This window comes from Flavobacterium sp. WC2509 (genome assembly GCF_052683105.1).
In genome coordinates, this window is record NZ_JBQZFG010000001.1 from 1,341,343 (window position 1) to 1,361,987 (window position 20,645).

At 35.6% G+C, this 20,645-nt stretch carries 14 protein-coding genes, 2 tRNA genes and 3 rRNA genes; 10 read left to right on the forward strand and 9 right to left on the reverse strand.

The annotated features are described in order from the left end of the window. Nucleotides 1-7 precede the first annotated feature (7 nt). The 3 genes from ACUN3A_RS05535 to ACUN3A_RS05545 all read right to left on the reverse strand — a co-directional run bounded on the left by ACUN3A_RS05535 (nt 8) and on the right by ACUN3A_RS05545 (nt 2,293). Complete coding sequence (locus tag ACUN3A_RS05535) at nt 8-952, reverse strand: ABC transporter ATP-binding protein (RefSeq protein WP_445550344.1); 945 nt, start codon at nt 950-952, stop codon at nt 8-10. Nucleotides 953-1,082: 130 nt separating this feature from the next. After that, nucleotides 1,083-1,766, reverse strand: a complete 684-nt coding sequence (locus ACUN3A_RS05540) for an OmpA family protein (RefSeq protein WP_445550345.1) — start codon at nt 1,764-1,766, stop codon at nt 1,083-1,085. 14 nt (nt 1,767-1,780) lie between these two features. Then, a complete protein-coding gene (locus ACUN3A_RS05545; protein ID WP_445550346.1) occupies nt 1,781-2,293 on the reverse strand; it encodes a hypothetical protein in 513 nt (170 codons plus the stop codon). Nucleotides 2,294-2,695: 402 nt separating this feature from the next. On the opposite strand from ACUN3A_RS05545, the gene htpG reads away from it, so the two are divergent. From htpG to ACUN3A_RS05560, 3 genes are all read left to right on the forward strand, one after another. Then, complete coding sequence (gene htpG, locus ACUN3A_RS05550) at nt 2,696-4,582, forward strand: molecular chaperone HtpG (RefSeq protein WP_445550347.1); 1,887 nt, start codon at nt 2,696-2,698, stop codon at nt 4,580-4,582. 294 nt (nt 4,583-4,876) lie between these two features. Beyond that, nucleotides 4,877-5,683, forward strand: coding sequence for a hypothetical protein (locus ACUN3A_RS05555; protein ID WP_445550348.1), 807 nt, complete (start codon nt 4,877-4,879; stop codon nt 5,681-5,683). 228 nt (nt 5,684-5,911) lie between these two features. After that, complete coding sequence (locus ACUN3A_RS05560) at nt 5,912-6,859, forward strand: MASE1 domain-containing protein (protein ID WP_445550349.1); 948 nt, start codon at nt 5,912-5,914, stop codon at nt 6,857-6,859. 260 nt (nt 6,860-7,119) lie between these two features. On the opposite strand, the gene ACUN3A_RS05565 is transcribed toward ACUN3A_RS05560, so the two are convergent. The 6 genes from ACUN3A_RS05565 to ACUN3A_RS05590 all read right to left on the reverse strand — a co-directional run bounded on the left by ACUN3A_RS05565 (nt 7,120) and on the right by ACUN3A_RS05590 (nt 13,274). Then, nucleotides 7,120-7,527: a secretion protein gene (locus tag ACUN3A_RS05565; protein ID WP_445550350.1), complete on the reverse strand. Its 408-nt coding sequence runs from the start codon at nt 7,525-7,527 to the stop codon at nt 7,120-7,122. A 501-nt stretch (nt 7,528-8,028) separates the two neighbouring features. After that, nucleotides 8,029-8,138: ribosomal RNA gene (rrf, locus tag ACUN3A_RS05570) — 5S ribosomal RNA — on the reverse strand. Between the two features lie 156 nt (nt 8,139-8,294). After that, nucleotides 8,295-11,177: ribosomal RNA gene (locus ACUN3A_RS05575) — 23S ribosomal RNA — on the reverse strand. Between the two features lie 181 nt (nt 11,178-11,358). Then, nucleotides 11,359-11,432 (reverse strand) — tRNA-Ala (locus ACUN3A_RS05580). Nucleotides 11,433-11,521: 89 nt separating this feature from the next. Continuing rightward, nucleotides 11,522-11,595: transfer RNA gene (locus ACUN3A_RS05585), tRNA-Ile, on the reverse strand. A gap of 165 nt (nt 11,596-11,760) precedes the next feature. Continuing rightward, nucleotides 11,761-13,274 (reverse strand): 16S ribosomal RNA (locus ACUN3A_RS05590). The 16S, 23S and 5S rRNA genes sit together here with 2 tRNA genes alongside, the layout of an rRNA operon. 990 nt (nt 13,275-14,264) lie before the next feature. On the opposite strand from ACUN3A_RS05590, the gene ACUN3A_RS05595 reads away from it, so the two are divergent. The 7 genes from ACUN3A_RS05595 (at nt 14,265) to ACUN3A_RS05625 (ending at nt 20,609) form a co-directional block, all read left to right on the forward strand. Further along, nucleotides 14,265-14,696: a DUF2721 domain-containing protein gene (locus ACUN3A_RS05595; protein ID WP_445550351.1), complete on the forward strand. Its 432-nt coding sequence runs from the start codon at nt 14,265-14,267 to the stop codon at nt 14,694-14,696. A gap of 31 nt (nt 14,697-14,727) precedes the next feature. Further along, nucleotides 14,728-15,621 (forward strand): EamA family transporter, encoded by an 894-nt coding sequence (locus ACUN3A_RS05600; RefSeq protein WP_445550352.1) that lies wholly within the window; start codon nt 14,728-14,730, stop codon nt 15,619-15,621. A gap of 168 nt (nt 15,622-15,789) precedes the next feature. After that, nucleotides 15,790-16,497 carry an aquaporin Z gene (aqpZ, locus tag ACUN3A_RS05605; protein ID WP_445550353.1) on the forward strand — a complete coding sequence of 236 codons (708 nt, stop codon included), beginning with the start codon at nt 15,790-15,792 and terminating at the stop codon, nt 16,495-16,497. Between the two features lie 79 nt (nt 16,498-16,576). After that, nucleotides 16,577-17,179 (forward strand): alpha-ketoglutarate-dependent dioxygenase AlkB family protein, encoded by a 603-nt coding sequence (locus ACUN3A_RS05610; RefSeq protein WP_445550354.1) that lies wholly within the window; start codon nt 16,577-16,579, stop codon nt 17,177-17,179. 170 nt (nt 17,180-17,349) lie between these two features. Beyond that, nucleotides 17,350-17,628 (forward strand): DUF2805 domain-containing protein, encoded by a 279-nt coding sequence (locus tag ACUN3A_RS05615; protein WP_445550355.1) that lies wholly within the window; start codon nt 17,350-17,352, stop codon nt 17,626-17,628. Nucleotides 17,629-17,837: 209 nt separating this feature from the next. Further along, entirely contained in the window at nt 17,838-19,700 is a 1,863-nt protein-coding gene (locus ACUN3A_RS05620) for a M61 family metallopeptidase (protein ID WP_445550356.1), read from the forward strand. Nucleotides 19,701-19,892: 192 nt separating this feature from the next. After that, on the forward strand, nt 19,893-20,609 hold the full coding sequence (locus tag ACUN3A_RS05625) for a DUF4369 domain-containing protein (RefSeq protein ID WP_445550357.1): 717 nt from the start codon (nt 19,893-19,895) through the stop codon (nt 20,607-20,609). Nucleotides 20,610-20,645: the final 36 nt, after the last annotated feature.

Below are 20,645 nucleotides of genomic sequence, written 5' to 3' on the forward strand. Positions count from 1 at the left end.
AACTCTACTATATAATTCTCAATAGCACTTCCAGATTGAATGGCAAAGCAGTTTCATGTTCAAAGAAAATTACTCTTCTGTCGAAAACGGCTTTTATCAAAAAACGGCTTCCTTTAAAAAAAGATTCTTTTACTACTACTTTTATGGTTCCATTAGCATCCACTTTTAATTGATGAGGATATAATAAAACTATCTCATCTTCTCCGTCAATAGGCATTAACTGTGATAATTTCAATTCATTTACCTCTCCAAAAAGTGAAGCAACATATTTATTTAAAGGATAATTATAGACATCCGCCGAAGGTCCTTTTTCGATAATTCTACCTTGGCTCAAAACAATGGTCTCATCCGAAAAAGAAAGTGCATCGGTGCTGTCATGCGTAGCTATAAAACAAGTGATTCCTTTTTTCTTTAGATAAGCAAAAAGGTTTCTCCGAAGTGCATTTTTTCTAAAATTATCAATATGACTAAAGGGCTCGTCCAACAGCAATACTTCTGGCTCTAATGCTAAAACTCTAGCTAAAGCAACACGTTGTTGTTGTCCACCACTCAATAATTTTGTTTTTACATTGGCAAAATCAGTCATTTCGACCATCTCTAACAACTCCTGAACACGCAACTTTTTTAATGGCAAAAAACCATTGGAAAGAAACTTGCCTACATTTTCGGCTACTGTTTCATACTCCATCAAATCAAAATCTTGTGCCAAATATTTCATGAATGGCATTCCTGGAATCAAATTGTATTTTGGCCCACGAATCTCAGTATCATTATAAATTATACGTCCTTCATTGAGGTCATACATTCCATAGATAAGTTTTAAAAGAGTACTTTTTCCACAGCCACTTTCACCAAGAATGGCTATGTTTTGCCCTTTGGTTACAGTAAAATCTACATTCTGAATAATAATTTTTTCGGTATAGCCGAATGAAATATTTTGAATTTGAAGCATTCTATATTATTATTTTTTTGGATAACAAAGATAGTTTCTTTACTAAAAAAATAATGTTGATAATTCATTTATATCCAAAAAAAAACTGCTTTATAATAAAGCAGTTTTTTTAACATAATGAGCCTGTTGGCTATTGTTTACTTTTGGCATCTTGAACCATTTTGTCATTTGCAGTAATTGCAAATTCTACACGACGGTTTTGACTTTGACCTTCTTTAGTATCATTCGATGCAATTGGATTTGCAATTCCATAACCTGATGTTTTAAAACGACTGGCTGCTAATCCTTTTGATACCAAATACGTCTTTACAGATTCAGCTCTTTTTTGTGAAAGAGTTAAATTATAATCCGCTTTCCCTGTAGAATCTGTATAACCAAATATTTCAATATTAGTATCTGCATACGAATTAAATACTGGAACTAATTTATCCAAATTAGTTTTAGCCTGAGTTGTCAAAGTTGCTTTATTTAGATCAAAACGAACCGCATTCTCATTTAAAGTTAAATGAATTCCTTCACCTACTCTTTCCACATCTGCACCAGGTAAAGCCTGATCGATTTCACGGGCCTGTTTATCCATACTGTTTCCTATCAAGGCTCCAGTTCCACCACCAACAGCGGCACCAATGGCAGCACCGGCAGCAGTTCCAAGTCTACTATTGTTTCCAATAATTGCTCCAATAACTCCACCTGCAACAACACCTATTCCTGCACCTTTTTGAGTATTATTTGCATTTTTCACAGAATCACATCCTGTAAAAAGCATACTCATCATCAACAAACCACTTAAGCCTAAAATTGCTATTTTTTTCATCTTTATCATATTTTTTATTGGTTAACTCTTTGAAATTGGTAAACAACATCTGTAGGTTTGCTACCCACATTTATTTTATCAACTAATTCAAAAGAATTTTCTGCTTGATTTCTAACCCCAAGAACAAAACCTGTTTTTACTTTTTTAGATTTCAATCCTTCATCTAATATTTTTAATACAAACTGCCCTTCTTTATTAATATACCAAGTAATTGCCGAAGTAAAAGCAGTACAATTTGGACTATTCAAAGTCATATTTCCTTTATTATTGTTTGAAATAAAATGCCAAGTACTTCCAATAAAACATTTTGAATCAGCAAGATTAAAAGAATTGACTTTAATATATTCAGAACCTGGATAACTAACGCCAGCAATCTGCCAATCACCTTTTATTCCAACTTGAGAAGTCTTATCTAATTTTGTCATAGGAGCATTAGATACTGGTTCTGGCGTAGTAGGAGCTGTAGCTGCCGATTTACAAGCAAAGACCAAAATGGCCATCGTGCATATTAAAAGAATTTTTCTCATTTTTATCATTTTTAAGATTAATTTAATTACAAAGATACATATGAATTTTATAGAAAAATATTTTTTTGTTTACATAATTTACTGACGGAAACCCAAAAGAATGTGGTATTCCTATAACAATTAGTATTCTATTTAAAGTACATTTTACTCAAATAATACTAAATAATCTAACGCAAATTTATAGAAATATTTTAGCTGTTAAAAAATATTATAAGTCTTTATCATTTGTACTCTATCTTGTAAATACTTATATATTCAAATGCAGATTTGAAATTTAAAAACTCGTCGAAGACATCTTTTTAAACTTAATTTACTTACGACAATTTGTCACTTCAGTATTAATTGGTATTCTATTTGAAAGATATATTTTTCGATTGTAAAACCATTAAATAATTTAAAAATATGACAACAGGTAAAATTAATGTTTCGGTTGAAAACATCTTTCCCTTAATCAAGAAATTCTTATACAGTGATCACGAAATTTTCTTGCGTGAATTAATTTCTAACGGAACCGATGCAACTTTAAAATTAAAACATCTAACCAGTATTGGAGAAGCCAATGTTGAATATGGTACGCCAATTATCGAAGTTAAAATTGACAAAGAAGGCAAAAAAATCCACATTATCGACCAAGGATTAGGGATGACTGCTGATGAAGTAGAAAAATACATCAATCAGGTTGCTTTTTCGGGTGCTGAAGAATTTTTAGATAAATACAAAGATTCTGCTAAAGATTCTGGTATTATCGGTCACTTCGGACTTGGTTTTTATTCAGCTTTTATGGTTGCTGAAAAAGTAGAAATCATCACCAAATCATACAAAGACGAGCCAGCAGCACACTGGACATGTGATGGAAGCCCAGAATTCACTTTGGAACCAGCTGACAAAACGACTAGAGGAACAGAAATCATTTTGCATGTTGCAGAAGATTCATTAGAATTCTTAGAAGAATTTAAAATCTCTGGTTTATTGAGTAAGTACAATAAGTTTATGCCTATTCCAATTAAATTTGGAACAAAAACAGAAACACTTCCAAAACCAGAAGATGCTCCAGAAGATTTCACTGCTGAAACTATCGAAGTAGATAATATTGTAAACAATCCTAATCCAGCTTGGACTAAACAGCCAACAGATTTATCTGATGAAGATTATAAAAATTTCTACCGTGAAATGTATCCAATGCAGTTCGAAGAGCCATTGTTTCATATTCACTTAAATGTAGATTATCCATTTAATTTAACGGGTATTTTGTATTTCCCAAAATTGGGTTCTGATATGCAAATTCAGAAAGACAAAATTCAATTATACCAAAATCAAGTTTATGTAACGGATAATGTTGAAGGAATTGTTCCTGAATTCTTAATGATGCTACGCGGTGTTGTTGATTCTCCAGATATTCCTTTGAATGTTTCTCGTTCAGGGCTTCAGGCTGATGGTGCGGTTAAGAAAATATCGAACTACATCACTCGTAAAGTCGCTGATAAATTGAAATCTTTATTCAATGAAAACAGAGCAGATTTCGAAGAAAAATGGAATGACATTAAAATCGTTCTGGAATACGGAATGCTTTCTGAGGATAAATTCTACGAAAAAGCGGGAGCTTTTGTATTATACCCAACGGTTGATAATACATACTTCACTTTAGAAGAATTAAAAGAGAAAATCAAAGAAAATCAAACGGATAAAGACGGAAAACTTGTTGTTTTATACGCTGGAAATAAAGAAGCACAACATTCTTATATCGAAATAGCAAAAGACAAAGGGTACGAAGTTTTATTGTTAGATTCGCCGATCATTTCGCATTTAATTCAAAAAATTGAAGGAGATAATAATGGTATGCAGTTTGTCCGTGTCGATTCTGACCATATTGATAATTTAATCAAAAAAGAAGACGCTGCTATTTCTAAATTATCAGAAGAAGAGCAAGTAAGTTTAAAAACAGTTCTTGAAACTATCGTTCCTAAACAAACCTACACTGTACAACTTGAAGCATTAGACAGTGAAGCTGCTCCATTCATTATCACGCAACCAGAATTTATGCGTAGAATGAAAGAAATGAGTCAATCAGGCGGCGGCGGAATGTTCGGAATGGGTAATATGCCAGAAATGTATAATTTGGTTGTAAATACTAACTCCGAATTAGCTACTAGCATTCTTAACAACAAAGATCAATCAGCTCAAGAAAACTTAGTAAAACAAGCTTTAGATTTAGCTAAATTATCCCAAAACTTATTAAAAGGAGAAGCATTAACAGCTTTTGTTAAAAGAAGTTTTGAATTGATAAAATAATAAGCCCGAAGATACTACTTAGAAATAGGTTATCATCAAAATGACCCTGCAAATAGTAATTTGCAGGGTTTTTTATTTCTAAAATTATCCTTAATTGTATTATCCGTTTTTTTTAAAAGTAGTTTCTAAAATTTTGAATAAAGTAAGAATCCCTTAGTGAATAAGCTTTATAACTTAAATAATTATAAATAAAATCTTTTCTTAAAATATTTAACAGCTTTATTAATTGATACTTCCGTTAAAAGAATAAATTTGCCTACCCAAAAAACTTAACTCAACTTAAATTTAAATTTTATGAAGAATAATTTTTTCTTACTATCAGCTTTTGCTTTTATCTTTTCATTTATTTCATGCACAAAGGAAGATTCTTTGGCAGCAACAGATAATGATCCAATTGTAGCTTCTGCCTCTATTGATTTAGTTAATGAATTAGACATTAAAACAGGAAGCCAAATATCATTTGAAAAATTGACGGCCAAACAAACTGGCAAATCCTCAGCAACTTCATGTGCTACAATAACCGATATTGCAACATCTGCTTTTCCTAAAACATACAATGTCGATTTTGGAACTGGCTGCACTATAAATGGCATTACAAGAAAAGGGAAATTAAAAATCACTTTCTCAAACTATATTACCGAAACTGGAAGTACTATGACAATTGAAAGAGTTGACTATTATGTAAATGGTAACAAAGTAGAAGGAAAAATTGAGTATAAGAACATAACCTCGAGTCCAAATACCATTCAATGGACAAGAACGGTAATAGACGGAAAATTTACTGACACCAAAGGGGATGTATATATAAACACCGGTACACATACAATCAAACAAACAGTAGGAGTTTCAACACCAACATTAGACGACAATACATACGAAATGATAGAAGGAACTCATACTGTTACAAAACAGAATGGGGCCAAAATTACTTTGACCGTTTCAGAATCATTAATTAAAAGTTATAACTGTGATTATGTATCAAAAGGAAAACTAAAAGTAAATAGCACTCTTTTAAATGGCACAATAGACTACGGTAATGGCGATTGTGATAACAATGCGACTTACACACAAAATGGAATAATATTTCCTTTTACAATGTAAATCATTTTAAAAAAGATCTAGAGAGACTGCCCAAAAAGACAGTCTCTTTTTTTATATACTATTTAAAACCTATATTAAGTTCAAAACTCATTATTTATAAATAAAGATTAAAAAACATCTTTCGAATAAAATTAAATTTCAAAAAAATTAACAATTAAAATTTAAATACTAAATTTGTTAGATTAATTCACATTCTTTCACAAAAGAATAACAATAAAACCGTTCATTATGTACAAGTTAGATATAAACGATTATTACACTCCTTTTTTTTTAAAGTCTTCACTTTTTAAAATTATTTTGGTTGCATTTGTATTCAACGTACTTGCCTTTTTAAGCTTTAGAATAACTGTTTCCCCAGACAATCTCTCACCAATTTTTCCAGACGTTGGATTTGCGCTTGCAACTGTACTAATTATAGGTCGCAAAGCATTAATTGGAGTCTGGATAGGCTCTTTTGTTGCAAACATATTTTCTTTTTGGGATGTATGTAAAATGCTGGATAAATCTTTACTCGAAACTATACTATCTTCAGCATCTGTAGCTACAGGTGTTGTAATTGGAGTAGCTATAAGCACCTATTTAATCAATTCATTCAACAAAGGACAATATCCATTAAAATCAGGAGCTTCTGTAATTACATTTTTAGCACTTAGCGTTTTATATTGTGGGATCTGTTCTTTATTATGCGTTGCTGCTATTTCTTTTTGGGGACTAAGCACACCAAACCACTTTATTTCCAATTGGATAACTTTATGGAAAGGTGATTTAATAGGCACTATACTTATAACTCCTTTTTTAATATCTTGGTTTTATCGCCATCATATTAAAATTATTGCAACCTCTTTTTTTGAAGCCATTTCACTAGGATTAGCGACAGCATTAGTTTGTGTATTAATTGCTTTTGGTCATCCAAATAATCAATACTTATTCATTATAATATTATTATGGGCTACATTTCGTTTTAGAATCAGAGGCGTATCTATCTTGGCCTCCATGTTTGCCCTTTTATCATCGATATACGGATACCTTGGTTATGGATCATTTGTAGTTGTCAATTCAGAAGACTCATTGATTAATATTAATCCTTTCTTTGGAACAGCAACTGTCATTGCCTTAATATTGTCAGGATACTATTCGGATTATTTACACCGAAAACAAGAACCATTAAAAAATTAGTAATACAATTTCTGTAAACTAACAAAAAAGTTAAATCAACAAGCTCTTTTCTTCCATTTCATTTTGGGCATGTCCCAAGGGCCGGGCTGTCCATTGTATCTTTTCTTTTCCTAAAGGAGGAAAAGAAAAGGATGCCATTTCCATCCCTCATGCAAATCAGGTTTCAAGACAACTTCTCGGTAATTTAAAAACTTTAAACAAAAAAAAACAGCCCCAAAAGCTGTTTTATATATTCAAATACAATCTTCTAATAAAAAATATTATTCATTAGTTACTGCAACATTTTGATTCTTTACTTTCACATCGCTTTTAGTAACTTCAGCTACAGATTTTCTAGATAAGGTAGAAACATTATCAGAAATTACAATCTCATGAGTTACTTTTTTTAAGTTAGTTTCAACTTCCAAAAAATAAACACCATCCGAAAAGTCCTCAAGATTATAAGCTCTTTCGATTCCTTCTTTACCAGTTAGAGTTTCACTATAAACCACATTATGAAATTTATCATAAATCGTTACATTGGCTTTTTGAATCCCATTCACCAAAAAAACAATCTTTTTACCTTCTCCGTTTTTTACATTAAGTAAAAAATCTCCATTATCTGCGTATGTGTTCAAGCTAACCAGAGTTATCAATACCACTAAACTAAGTCTTAAAATCGTTTTCATAATACCATCGTTTTAAATTAGTAATTATTTTCTACTGCTAAATTACCTCTACAATATCTTACAAAACACAACTATATTCTCTTAAATATATGCTATTTTACCTTTTACGAAAACGATGTATTACATATTAGATAAAATACCATTTATTTTGAATTCTCAAATTATTATCAAATTGATTTTTATAATAGCTTTAAATTATATACTAATTAAAAAAATAACTCAAAAAAAATTGTTCCCGTACTTATTTCAAGAGTATCAACTTATTTAAACTATTTTGACAATAGAACTACCAATGCCTCAACGGAATCTTTTAATGCTAAATAAAAGCTTTTAGATCTCAATTTAGAGGAGTTAAGACACATAGATTTTTTCTTATTCAGATTATCTAATCTTTATGCACAATCCCCAACTTTTGCATCTGATCCATAGTGCTGTCGTTTTAAAACTGGATTTTTTCCAAACAAAAAACCCTGTTTCAGATTGAAACAGGGTTTTTATAAAAAAAGGCAGCGACATACTCTCCCACATAACTGCAGTACCATCTGCGCAGGCGGGCTTAACTACTCTGTTCGGGATGGGAAGAGGTGAGCCCCGCCGCAATAACCACCTTAAGGTTGTTAGTTGCTTTGGACAACTTGTTTATTGATGATAGCCTGTCAACCGACAACTATCAACCATAAACCAATATTTTAACATACTGAGATAAAGAATATAAAAGTATTTTATTAGAAAGTTTCTTCCTCCCGATTACTCGGGAGGAAAAGGGTGTACATAAGCTTACGGATTATTAGTACTACTCGACTATGACATTACTGCCTTTACATCTATAGCCTATCAACGTGGTCATCTCCCACGATCCTTAAAAGAAATCTCATCTTGTGGTGGGTTTCGCGCTTATATGCTTTCAGCGCTTATCCCTTCCCAACGTAGCTACTCTGCGGTGCCCCTGGCGGGACAACAGATACACTAGAGGTTAGTCCAATTCGGTCCTCTCGTACTAGAATCAGATCCACTCAAATTTCTTGCGCCCACAGTAGATAGAGACCGAACTGTCTCACGACGTTCTGAACCCAGCTCGCGTGCCACTTTAATGGGCGAACAGCCCAACCCTTGGGACCTTCTCCAGCCCCAGGATGTGACGAGCCGACATCGAGGTGCCAAACCCCCCCGTCGATATGAGCTCTTGGGGGAGATCAGCCTGTTATCCCCGGCGTACCTTTTATCCTTTGAGCGATGGCCCTTCCATGCGGAACCACCGGATCACTATGCTCTACTTTCGTACCTGATCGACCTGTATGTCTCTCAGTCAAGCTCCCTTATGCCATTGCACTCTACGCACGGTTACCAAGCGTACTGAGGGAACCTTTAGAAGCCTCCGTTACTCTTTTGGAGGCGACCACCCCAGTCAAACTACCCACCAAGCAATGTCCCCCACAAAATGGGGTTAGGCCTCAGATAAACAAAGGGTTGTATTTCAACAATGACTCCACAACGCCTAGCGACGCCACTTCACAGTCTCCAACCTATCCTACACATCATTTATCCAAGGTCAATACTAAGCTATAGTAAAGGTGCACAGGGTCTTTTCGTCCCACTGCGGGTAAACGGCATCTTCACCGTTACTACAATTTCACCGAGCTCATGGCTGAGACAGTGTCCAGATCGTTACACCATTCGTGCAGGTCGGAACTTACCCGACAAGGAATTTCGCTACCTTAGGACCGTTATAGTTACGGCCGCCGTTTACTGGGGCTTCAATTCAATGCTTCTCCGAAGATAACATCTCCTCTTAACCTTCCAGCACCGGGCAGGTGTCAGGCCCTATACTTCATCTTACGATTTTGCAGAGCCCTGTGTTTTTGATAAACAGTCGCCTGGACCTCTTCACTGCGGCCCCGATTACTCGGGGCGACCCTTCTCCCGAAGTTACGGGTCTATTTTGCCTAATTCCTTAGCCATGAATCTCTCGAGCACCTTAGGATTCTCTCCTCGACTACCTGTGTCGGTTTGCGGTACGGGTACTAATTACCTGAAGTTTAGAGGTTTTTCTTGGAAGCCCTTAGGCGCACTATCTCTTTGTCCGAAGACTCCGAGTACTATCGTATTTCCCCAAGCCGCGTGGATTTGCCTGCGCAGCTTATAGGTAGGTACTTCAACGAACTATTCCGTCAGTTCGCGGCGCTTTCATCACTCCGTCACCCCATCACAGTAATTAGTAGTACGGGAATATTAACCCGTGGTCCATCGACTGTCCCTTTCGGGTTCGCCTTAGGTCCCGACTAACCCACAGCTGATTAGCATAGCTGTGGAAACCTTAGTCTTTCGGTGTGCGGGTTTCTCGCCCGCATTATCGTTACTTATGCCTACATTTTCTTTTCTAACCAGTCCAGCATGCTTTACAACACACCTTCAACCCTGTTAGAATGCTCCCCTACCACTTGTAATAAATTACAAATCCATAGCTTCGGTAATATGTTTATGCCCGATTATTATCCATGCTCGTCCGCTCGACTAGTGAGCTGTTACGCACTCTTTAAATGAATGGCTGCTTCCAAGCCAACATCCTAGCTGTCTGGGCAGACAAACCTCGTTCTTTCAACTTAACATATATTTGGGGACCTTAGCTGATGGTCTGGGTTCTTTCCCTCTCGGACTTGGACCTTAGCACCCAAGCCCTCACTGCATAAAAACATTATATAGCATTCGGAGTTTGTCAGGAATTGGTAGGCGGTGAAGCCCCCGCATCCAATCAGTAGCTCTACCTCTATATAACTTATAATATGCGCTGCACCTAAATGCATTTCGGGGAGTACGAGCTATTTCCGAGTTTGATTGGCCTTTCACCCCTACCCACAGGTCATCCGAAGACTTTTCAACGTCAACCGGTTCGGACCTCCACACTGTGTTACCAGCGCTTCATCCTGCCCATGGGTAGATCACACGGTTTCGCGTCTAACACTACTGACTAAAGCGCCCTATTCAGACTCGCTTTCGCTATGGATCCATGGCTTAACCATTTATCCTTGCCAGCAACGTTAACTCGTAGGCTCATTATGCAAAAGGCACGCCGTCACCCCACAAAAGGGCTCCGACCGCTTGTAAGCGTATGGTTTCAGGATCTATTTCACTCCGTTATTCACGGTTCTTTTCACCTTTCCCTCACGGTACTGGTTCACTATCGGTCTCTCAGGAGTATTTAGCCTTAGCGGATGGTCCCGCCAAATTCAGACAGGGTTTCACGTGCCCCGCCCTACTCAGGATACCACTATCTATTACATCCCTTACCAATACGAGGCTATCACTCTCTTTGGCGCTACTTTCCAGTAACTTCTTGTTCAGTTTGCATAAAATGTCGTGGTCCTACAACCCCAACATTGCCGTAACAACATTGGTTTGGGCTAATCCGCGTTCGCTCGCCACTACTTACGGAATCACTTTTGTTTTCTTCTCCTCCGCCTACTTAGATGTTTCAGTTCAGCGGGTTTGCCCACCTATCGGTGTACTATGTCTTCAACATAGTGGGTTGCCCCATTCAGGTATTTACGGATCGTATCGTGTGTGCCAATCCCCGTAACTTTTCGCAGCTTATCACGCCTTTCATCGCCTCTGAGAGCCAAGGCATCCCCCATACGCCCTTATTTTGCTTATTGTACCAATCATAAAATCAATTATGACCGTTGTTTTTGTCTTTTACTATAAATAGTAAAAAACGCTTTCTACTTTTATTATTTCTTATCTCAATATGTCAATGAACTTTTATCGCTAGTTTAATCCTATTTTTGTTTAATCGTTTAACCGATTCAACAAATAAACAAATCAACTTTTGATTTGTGGAGAATAACGGAGTCGAACCGTTGACCTCCTGCGTGCAAGGCAGGCGCTCTAGCCAGCTGAGCTAATCCCCCAATTTAATTATGAATTGTGAATTATGAATTATGAATCTTGTTTCATAACCTCTCAACTCTAGAATTTCCTTTTTATTAAGCTTAAATAGTTGTCTCGGACAGACTCGAACTGTCGACCCCTACATTATCAGTGTAGTACTCTAACCAGCTGAGCTACGAGACACTCTTTATTCTTAAATTGTAACAGTCGTTGCAATGCAACGTCTATACATTTATTCTTTTTTTTTAAATTAACAGCAAGAGTAATATAATCTTTAATTTGTAACCCATAAATTCTTCGTCTTCTTTCCTTACCGTGTTGATAAATCAACTAACACTAAGGCTCTAGAAAAGAGGTGTTCCAGCCGCACCTTCCGGTACGGCTACCTTGTTACGACTTAGCCCTAGTTACCAGTTTTACCCTAGGCAGCTCCTTGCGGTCACCGACTTCAGGCACCCCCAGCTTCCATGGCTTGACGGGCGGTGTGTACAAGGCCCGGGAACGTATTCACCGGATCATGGCTGATATCCGATTACTAGCGATTCCAGCTTCACGGAGTCGAGTTGCAGACTCCGATCCGAACTGTGACCGGTTTTGTAGATTCGCTCCTGGTCGCCCAGTGGCTGCTCTCTGTACCGGCCATTGTAGCACGTGTGTAGCCCAAGGCGTAAGGGCCGTGATGATTTGACGTCATCCCCACCTTCCTCACAGTTTGCACTGGCAGTCTCGTTAGAGTTCCCGACATGACTCGCTGGCAACTAACAACAGGGGTTGCGCTCGTTATAGGACTTAACCTGACACCTCACGGCACGAGCTGACGACAACCATGCAGCACCTTGTAAATTGTCTTGCGAAAAGTCTGTTTCCAAACCGGTCAATCTACATTTAAGCCTTGGTAAGGTTCCTCGCGTATCATCGAATTAAACCACATGCTCCACCGCTTGTGCGGGCCCCCGTCAATTCCTTTGAGTTTCATTCTTGCGAACGTACTCCCCAGGTGGGATACTTATCACTTTCGCTTAGCCACTGAAATTGCTTCCAACAGCTAGTATCCATCGTTTACGGCGTGGACTACCAGGGTATCTAATCCTGTTCGCTACCCACGCTTTCGTCCATCAGCGTCAATCCATTAGTAGTAACCTGCCTTCGCAATTGGTATTCCATGTAATCTCTAAGCATTTCACCGCTACACTACATATTCTAGTTACTTCCTAATAATTCAAGTCTAGCAGTATCAATGGCCGTTCCACCGTTGAGCGATGGGCTTTCACCACTGACTTACTAAACCGCCTACGGACCCTTTAAACCCAATGATTCCGGATAACGCTTGGATCCTCCGTATTACCGCGGCTGCTGGCACGGAGTTAGCCGATCCTTATTCTCACAGTACCGTCAAGACATTACACGTAATGTTGTTTCTTCCTGTGCAAAAGCAGTTTACAATCCATAGGACCGTCATCCTGCACGCGGCATGGCTGGATCAGGCTTGCGCCCATTGTCCAATATTCCTCACTGCTGCCTCCCGTAGGAGTCTGGTCCGTGTCTCAGTACCAGTGTGGGGGATCTCCCTCTCAGGACCCCTACCCATCGTAGCCTTGGTAAGCCGTTACCTTACCAACTAGCTAATGGGACGCATGCTCATCTTTTACCGTTGTGACTTTAATTATATCTCGATGCCGAGTCATAATACTATGAGGTATTAATCCAAATTTCTCTGGGCTATCCCTCTGTAAAAGGTAGATTGCATACGCGTTACGCACCCGTGCGCCGGTCTCTCATTCCGAAGAACAATACCCCTCGACTTGCATGTGTTAAGCCTGCCGCTAGCGTTCATCCTGAGCCAGGATCAAACTCTTCATCGTATATTGTTTGAATTAGATTAATCTAATTCTAATTATTATTCGACTCAGTCTCTATTGGTCTTTATTCAAATCTATACGATTCTATTACTCTTATTTTATTTGTTCTGATTTGCATCAGAACGGCTGTCAATTCAATATGTCTAGGAACGTGTCTTCTTTATTATTTCGCTTTTCGATTGTCTCTCAAAGCGGGTGCAAAAGTAGCAATTTCTTTTTAACTGGCAAGAAAATTTAAAGTTTTTTTTTGAAAAATTTAATTCTCAATTTCTTCTCTTTTCTTATCAGTATCTCAAGGAACGTTGCGTGTTTTGCGGGGTGCAAAAGTAAACTACTCTTTTAAATCTCACAAGCTTTTTTAAATTTTTTTTTGAAAATATTTTTTCGTTTTGATTTTTTAACTTGTCAGGGTTTCTAAGAGCGTAGCAGTTCTTGCGGGTGCAAAAGTAGCTCGTTTATTCGTTTCTGCAATGGCTTTTCGCAACTATTTTTTGTTTATTTTTTAATACTCTGGTTTATCGCAAGTTACAGGTAGTACTTTTTGATGAGTTCGTAATTTAGAACCACCTTTTATTGCTCTTTTTGACGTTTTGATGGGATTTGAAGCCGTTTTTTGGTTTTTATGTGGGGTGTATCACTTTGGCATAGGCCACAGATTTTACGGATCAAGCGGATTTACACGGATTTTTTCTTTTATTACTTGGGGTTCTTGGGTGGTGGCAGTTCGGATTGCGTTGGAATTGTATGAAACAGGGGGTTTCTTTTATTGCTCCTATACTATATATAAGGTGTGGTTTTCTACTTTCTTTATTATGAAACCTGATGCCCTAACCCTGATAGCAGTGGAAATCCTTGTGAGCCGGGGTTCGGCACACAAGATTGTAACATATAGCAGGAAATAGCTCCTAAGTAGTAGCACTATTCTATATTTACTGGCAGCATTTTTTTGATACTACTTAAAATGTACGACCTTTGTAATCTAAAACGGTACGAATGACACTTCATATTGAAACCCCTGCTTTATTGTTTTCGGCTACTTCCTTAATACTATTGGCTTATACCAATCGTTTTTTGACACTTGCTACTATTATTCGCGGTTTGAAGAGAGCTTATAAAGAAAAAGAGAATCGAATGATTTTGCTTGAAATTAAAAATCTGAATCTAAGGCTGACGCTTATTCGCTTTATGCAGATGGCTGGTGTGTTGAGTTTATTCTTATCTGTATTTACCATGCTTGTATTATTTTTAGATCATCAATTGATCGGAATATACTTATTTGGTTCTAGCTTATTTGCTTTATTAATCTCTTTGGCACTTTGCTTTTGGGAAATTAATATTTCTGTTGAAGCGCTACGTTTGCATTTGAGCGACCTGACTCATATAGGAATTGACAAAGAGCAAAATCCTACTACTGAAGTAGAATAGTATTTTTTACCTAAATAATCACATCCTTAAAATGTTTAAAAACAACACATTCAAAGGCGTTTTCCTGGTCGCTGCTGGTGCCTCTAGTTTTGGTATGCTAGCTACTTTTGTAAAAATGGCTTATACAGAAGGGTACTCAACTGCGGAAGTTACTATCTCTCAATTTATATTAGGCATTGCAGGAATGCTGATCATTAATGGATTTCAAAAAGCGAAAAACAAGAATGAGATTGTAAAAGCTAGCATGAAAAACGTATTTCAATTGATGCTTGCTGGAACATCTATGGGATTGACTAGTGTATTTTACTATCTAGCTGTAAGATACATACCGGTCTCTATTGCTATTGTATTGTTAATGCAAACTGTATGGATAGGTTTATTATTAGAAATGATTTTGGAAAAGAAGATTCCTTCTACACAAAAAATTATTGCTGCAGGTGTGGTATTAATAGGAACCCTTTTAGCAACAAACATATTTCAAAATAAAATTCAATTGGATTGGCGAGGACTTTTAATGGGGATTTTGGCAGCTTGTTCGTTTACAACTACAATGTTTACGGCAAACCGAATTGGTTTAGGGATTTCCTCTGCTCAGCGTAGCTTGTACATGCTTTTTGGAGGCGCTATAATTGTTTTAATCTTTGCCATTGCCACCCAGAATACTGCTTTTCATTATGAAATACTCTTGAAATGGGGAATTATACTATCACTTTTTGGAACTATTATTCCGCCAATGTTAATGAATGCCGGTTTCCCACTTACTGGTATTGGATTAGGAAGTATCGTTTCGGCATTAGAACTTCCTGTTTCTGTTTTAATGGCTTATTTTCTGCTTCATGAAAAAGTCGTCCTGATACAATGGATTGGAATAGTCCTTATTATATTGGCCATCATTATAATGAATGTAAATTTAAAGAAACAATAAAAGTTACTGACTATCAACATTAAAAGATTAAAAACGATAGTAATTATGTGTTAATTTTTTTATAAATTCGTAATATATACAATTCATTATTAAATTGATAATAAGTTGTATCGGAATACTGATTGATTAATTTTCACTTAATAAACTATTAACTTAATTTTTTTTATCATGAAAAAACTTTTTGCAGAATTTTTCGGAACGTATTGGTTAGTTTTTGGAGGTTGTGGTAGCGCACTATTTGCGGCAGGCATACCTAATTTAGGAATTGGATTTGTTGGAGTTTCACTAGCTTTTGGACTTACCGTTTTAACCATGGCCTATGCTGTTGGACATATCTCGGGAGGGCATTTTAATCCTGCGGTATCTTTTGGATTATGGGCAGGCGGAAGATTTTCAGCCAAAGATTTATTACCTTATATTATAGCACAATGTATTGGAGCTGTTGCCGCAGCAGGAACACTCTTTACAATTGCATCAGGAAAAGCTGGTTTTATAATAGATAATACAAAAGCTGGTACTTTTGCATCTAATGGTTATGGTGCATTTTCACCTGATGGTTATTCACTTCAAGCTGCTTTTATTGCTGAATTTGTACTGACTTTATTTTTCCTTTTAATAATACTTGGCGCTACGGATAAATTTGCAAACGGAAAATTTGCTGGAGTTGCTATTGGGCTTGGTCTAACACTGATTCACTTAATCAGCATTCCTATTACCAATACTTCTGTAAACCCTGCAAGATCATTATCGCAGGCTATTTTTGTTGGTGGTGAACCATTATCACAACTTTGGTTGTTTTGGGCCGCTCCTATTTTAGGTGCTATTGTAGCGGGTTTTATTTATAAAACGTTACTTGAAGATCATTCCGAAGCATAATAACAACTCTACTTTTATAATAATATCTTAAAGAGAAAAATGAAATCAAGTATTTCGTTTTTCTCTTTACTTTTACAATATGAACTCACTTTTTCAATCCGAGCCCTTATTTTTTAATCTACCTGATGCAGAAATCATCTACTACCCAAGCTTTCTCTCAGAAGAAGAAGCCAATTCTCTTTTTCAGGAATTACAGAAAAACATTCCATGGCAACAGGATGAAATCACAGTTTATGGCAAAAAACATTTTCAGCCACGATTGACGGCATTATATGGAAATGAAGGCAAGCCATACTCCTATTCTAATATTATCATGCAACCGCATTATTGGACACCGGCTTTACAGAAAATTAAATCACTTATCGAAAATACTTGTGCTACAAATTTCACCACCGTTTTGTTGAATTATTATCGAAATGGCAATGATGGGAATGGCTGGCATGCTGATAATGAAAAAGAATTAGGTGTAAATCCAATAATTGCTTCATTAAGCCTGGGTGCTGAACGAAACTTTCAATTAAAACACAATACAGATACTTCCCAAAAAAAGAACATCATTCTAGAAAACGGCAGCCTATTATTAATGAAAGGTACAACACAACATTTTTGGAAACATCAAGTTCCTAAGACTACAAAATCAATAGGCCCAAGAATAAATCTTACTTTTAGAGTGATTAAATAACAGAATACTCAATATTCCTCATTAAAAAATATCACTAATTTAAAAGAATAAAAAAAATGATTTTTTTTTTACTTAAAATAAAAAGTAATTATAATTTTTATTAATATTGGTATAAGATTTAAAATCAAATTTATTAATCATTAACACCAAACTGAATTAATTTTCACGTGATGAAAAAGAGTAACCGTAAAGAATTAAACTGGGAACAAACAGAAAGACTGATTGCATTGGCCCAAGAAGAGAGAAATCCATTTGAAATTATTCACAAAGAATTTGGATTAGCTGAAAAGGAGGTTCTTGAAATTATGAAAAAGAAAATGCCGACTGAAAAATACGAAATGTGGAAAAAGAAAGCAATTGCAAGTAAACCGAAACCAAAGCCTCAAAAAATCGATGATTTTGATGAAGACTTAGATGGAAAATACTATATCAAAAATAAACTAGACTAACCAAGCCTTAAAAACTCCTGATAATCAGGAGTTTTTCATTTTTAGAATTAGTATTACTATATCGTTTATTGATTTTTTTTAAATCAAAGAATACCCTAAAATGGACAGTTCGCAATCAGACTATTTTTTAACTTAAACCTTTTGTTATGATATTTTTGTAACATTTTTAAAATCTGAAATACTAATTCACAAAACAAACTAATAAATAAATGAAAAAAATAATATTTGCACTTGCTTTCTCTTCTCTAATCTGGACTAGTAAAGCGAACACAATGGGAGCTATCGATTCAAAAAAAGAAGAAATTGATGTAACTATCAACCTTACCGATGTAAAAGATGATCAGGTTTTAGTTACTGTCAAAGCTCCAAAAATCAAAACAGAAGAAATCACATATAGCCTTCCAAAAACTGTCCCTGGAACTTATTCAGTAGATGATTATGGAAAATATGTTGCCGATTTTAAAGCCTATAACAAAAAAGGGGATCTATTGACCGTTACAAAAACGGATGACAACACTTGGTCAATCAAAAATGCAAAATCATTAGTAAAAATCACGTATTTAGTAAACGATACATTTGATATAGAAAAAGGAAGTGGTTTTGGACAAGATGATATTTTTTCACCATGTGGTACAAATATCGATGCAGGCAAAAACTTCATGCTTAACTTACATGGTTTTATAGGTTATTTTAAAGACAAAATAGAAACGCCTTATAAGGTTACCATTCTACATCCCGCAACACTTTGGGGCGCGACATCAATGATTGATAAAAATGATTCTACTTCTGTAGATCTTTTTGAGATGCCTCTTTATTCAAAGTTAATAGAAAATCCTATTATGTATTCTAAACCAGACTATACTACATTTACAGTAGATGGAATGGATATTCAAATTGCAGTTTACTCACCATCAGGAAAATTTACAGCCGAGAGCATTACTCCTGAAATGAAAACAATGATGACTGCCCAAAAAACATTTTTAGGAAAAATTAATTCAACAAAAAAATATACTGTTATTCTATATCTCTCTACAATGTCCCCTACCGATGCCAAAGGATTTGGAGCATTAGAACATCCTACAGCAACAACCGTAGTTATGCCGGAAATGATGCCTAAAGAGGAATTGGTAAAACAAATGAAAGACGTGGTTTCTCATGAATTCTTCCATATTGTAACTCCTTTGACTATTCATTCCAAAGAAATTCAGTATTTTGATTACAATGCTCCAAAAATGTCAGAGCATTTATGGATGTATGAAGGGGTAACAGAATATTTTGCTAATTTATTTCAAATCAATCAAGGCTTAATCGATGAAAATGATTTCTATTCTCGTATTGCCGAAAAAATACAAGGTGCCAATGCAATGAATGACACAATGCCTTTCACCACAATGAGCGCCAATGTTTTGACTGAACCTTATAAAGATCAATATTTAAATGTGTATCAAAAAGGAGCCTTAATTGGAATGTGTTTGGATATCCAAATTAGAGAAAGCAGTAATGGAAAAAGAGGAATCTTAGATTTAATGCACCAATTATCTAATGAATATGGTATATCAAAACCATTTAATGATGCAGATTTATTTGCCAAAATCACTTCATTAACTTATCCAGAGGTAGGTACGTTTTTAACCAAATACGTTTCTGGGCCAACTCCAATTCCATATTATGATTATCTAGCCAAAGTTGGTGTAACCAAAAACACCAAAAAAATACCAGACGGAATTTTTCTAAAAGGACAGGTCCCATATATTGGAGTAGACAAAGAAACTAAAGAAATTTTTGTTGCTCCAAACAAAGAATTAAATATTTTCTATAGTACATTAAATCTAAAAGGTGAAGACGTTATCCTTGCCATTAATGACAAACCGTATTCTCTAGACAATATATATGACATGATTACTGATAGTCAAAAATGGAAAGAGAACGATCCAATTTCTATTAAAATTAGAAGAGATGGGAAAGAGCAAATATTGACTGGAAAAGTAAAATTCCCTTATATAGATGTCGAAGGCCTTGAAGCTACAGATGCATCAAAAGCTGCTTTAAGAGAAGCTTGGCTGAAAGGTTAATAATCAATCAACTATACATAAAATCTCATTCGCCGCTGCGGATGGGATTTTTTTTTGAAATTCAGAGACGATAGACCATTCATTTCAACAATTTTCTTTATTTTGCGCCAAAAATAAACAACCCTAAAATTGCTATACTTCAATACTGAAAAATTGCTTTTTTATGTCTAAAAAAAACAAATTTAATTACCCATGAAAAACGCTATTATTGCTTTTGCTTCCCTAATCCTTTTGGTTGCATGTAACAAAAATGAATCCAAAAAAAATCTTCATATTACAGGAAATATAAAAGGACTAAAAGAAGGCACTTTATATATTCAAAGATATAATGATTCTGCTCTTGTTGCTATTGACAGTATCAAAATTGACGGACAATCTACATTTGAAAGTAATATTGATTTAAAATCACCTGAGATGTTATACCTATATCTTGACAGAGGTGTAACCAATTCACTTGACAATAACATCATGTTTTTTGCTGAACCTGGAATCATCAATATTGATACCAACTTAGATTCATTCATTTCAAGTGCTAAAGTCACAGGATCTAAAAATCAGGAACTATACGAGGAGTACAAAAAAATAAACTCTCGCTTTACTGATGAAAATCTAACCTTGATTGAAAAAAAATTCAAAGCAATAAAAAGTAACAACACTAAAACAATAGACAGCATTACTGCTGCTCAAGACAACAACATTAGACGTAAATATCTTTATGCAACCAATTTTGCTGTAAATCATAAAGACCATGAAATAGCGCCATATATCGCTTTAGCCGAAATATACGACATCAATATTAAATACTTGGATACCATTCAAAAAACAATGACACCAAAAGTTGCCAACTCATTTTATGGTAAAAAATTGACTAAATATGTTGATGCCATCAAAAAAAGTGAAGCTAAATAATTCAACTTATTTTACATTTCAAACCGCCTAATCAAG

What these genes read in the sequence shown, in the direction of transcription:
- ACUN3A_RS05535 (WP_445550344.1), bottom strand. Translation starts at nt 952, where the DNA reads ATGCTTCAAATTCAAAATATTTCATTCGGCTATACCGAAAAAATTATT.
- ACUN3A_RS05540 (WP_445550345.1), bottom strand. Translation starts at nt 1,766, where the DNA reads ATGAAAAAAATAGCAATTTTAGGCTTAAGTGGTTTGTTGATGATGAGT.
- ACUN3A_RS05545 (WP_445550346.1), bottom strand. Translation starts at nt 2,293, where the DNA reads ATGAGAAAAATTCTTTTAATATGCACGATGGCCATTTTGGTCTTTGCT.
- htpG (WP_445550347.1), top strand. Translation starts at nt 2,696, where the DNA reads ATGACAACAGGTAAAATTAATGTTTCGGTTGAAAACATCTTTCCCTTA.
- ACUN3A_RS05555 (WP_445550348.1), top strand. Translation starts at nt 4,877, where the DNA reads ATGAAGAATAATTTTTTCTTACTATCAGCTTTTGCTTTTATCTTTTCA.
- ACUN3A_RS05560 (WP_445550349.1), top strand. Translation starts at nt 5,912, where the DNA reads ATGTACAAGTTAGATATAAACGATTATTACACTCCTTTTTTTTTAAAG.
- ACUN3A_RS05565 (WP_445550350.1), bottom strand. Translation starts at nt 7,527, where the DNA reads ATGAAAACGATTTTAAGACTTAGTTTAGTGGTATTGATAACTCTGGTT.
- ACUN3A_RS05595 (WP_445550351.1), top strand. Translation starts at nt 14,265, where the DNA reads ATGACACTTCATATTGAAACCCCTGCTTTATTGTTTTCGGCTACTTCC.
- ACUN3A_RS05600 (WP_445550352.1), top strand. Translation starts at nt 14,728, where the DNA reads ATGTTTAAAAACAACACATTCAAAGGCGTTTTCCTGGTCGCTGCTGGT.
- aqpZ (WP_445550353.1), top strand. Translation starts at nt 15,790, where the DNA reads ATGAAAAAACTTTTTGCAGAATTTTTCGGAACGTATTGGTTAGTTTTT.
- ACUN3A_RS05610 (WP_445550354.1), top strand. Translation starts at nt 16,577, where the DNA reads ATGAACTCACTTTTTCAATCCGAGCCCTTATTTTTTAATCTACCTGAT.
- ACUN3A_RS05615 (WP_445550355.1), top strand. Translation starts at nt 17,350, where the DNA reads ATGAAAAAGAGTAACCGTAAAGAATTAAACTGGGAACAAACAGAAAGA.
- ACUN3A_RS05620 (WP_445550356.1), top strand. Translation starts at nt 17,838, where the DNA reads ATGAAAAAAATAATATTTGCACTTGCTTTCTCTTCTCTAATCTGGACT.
- ACUN3A_RS05625 (WP_445550357.1), top strand. Translation starts at nt 19,893, where the DNA reads ATGAAAAACGCTATTATTGCTTTTGCTTCCCTAATCCTTTTGGTTGCA.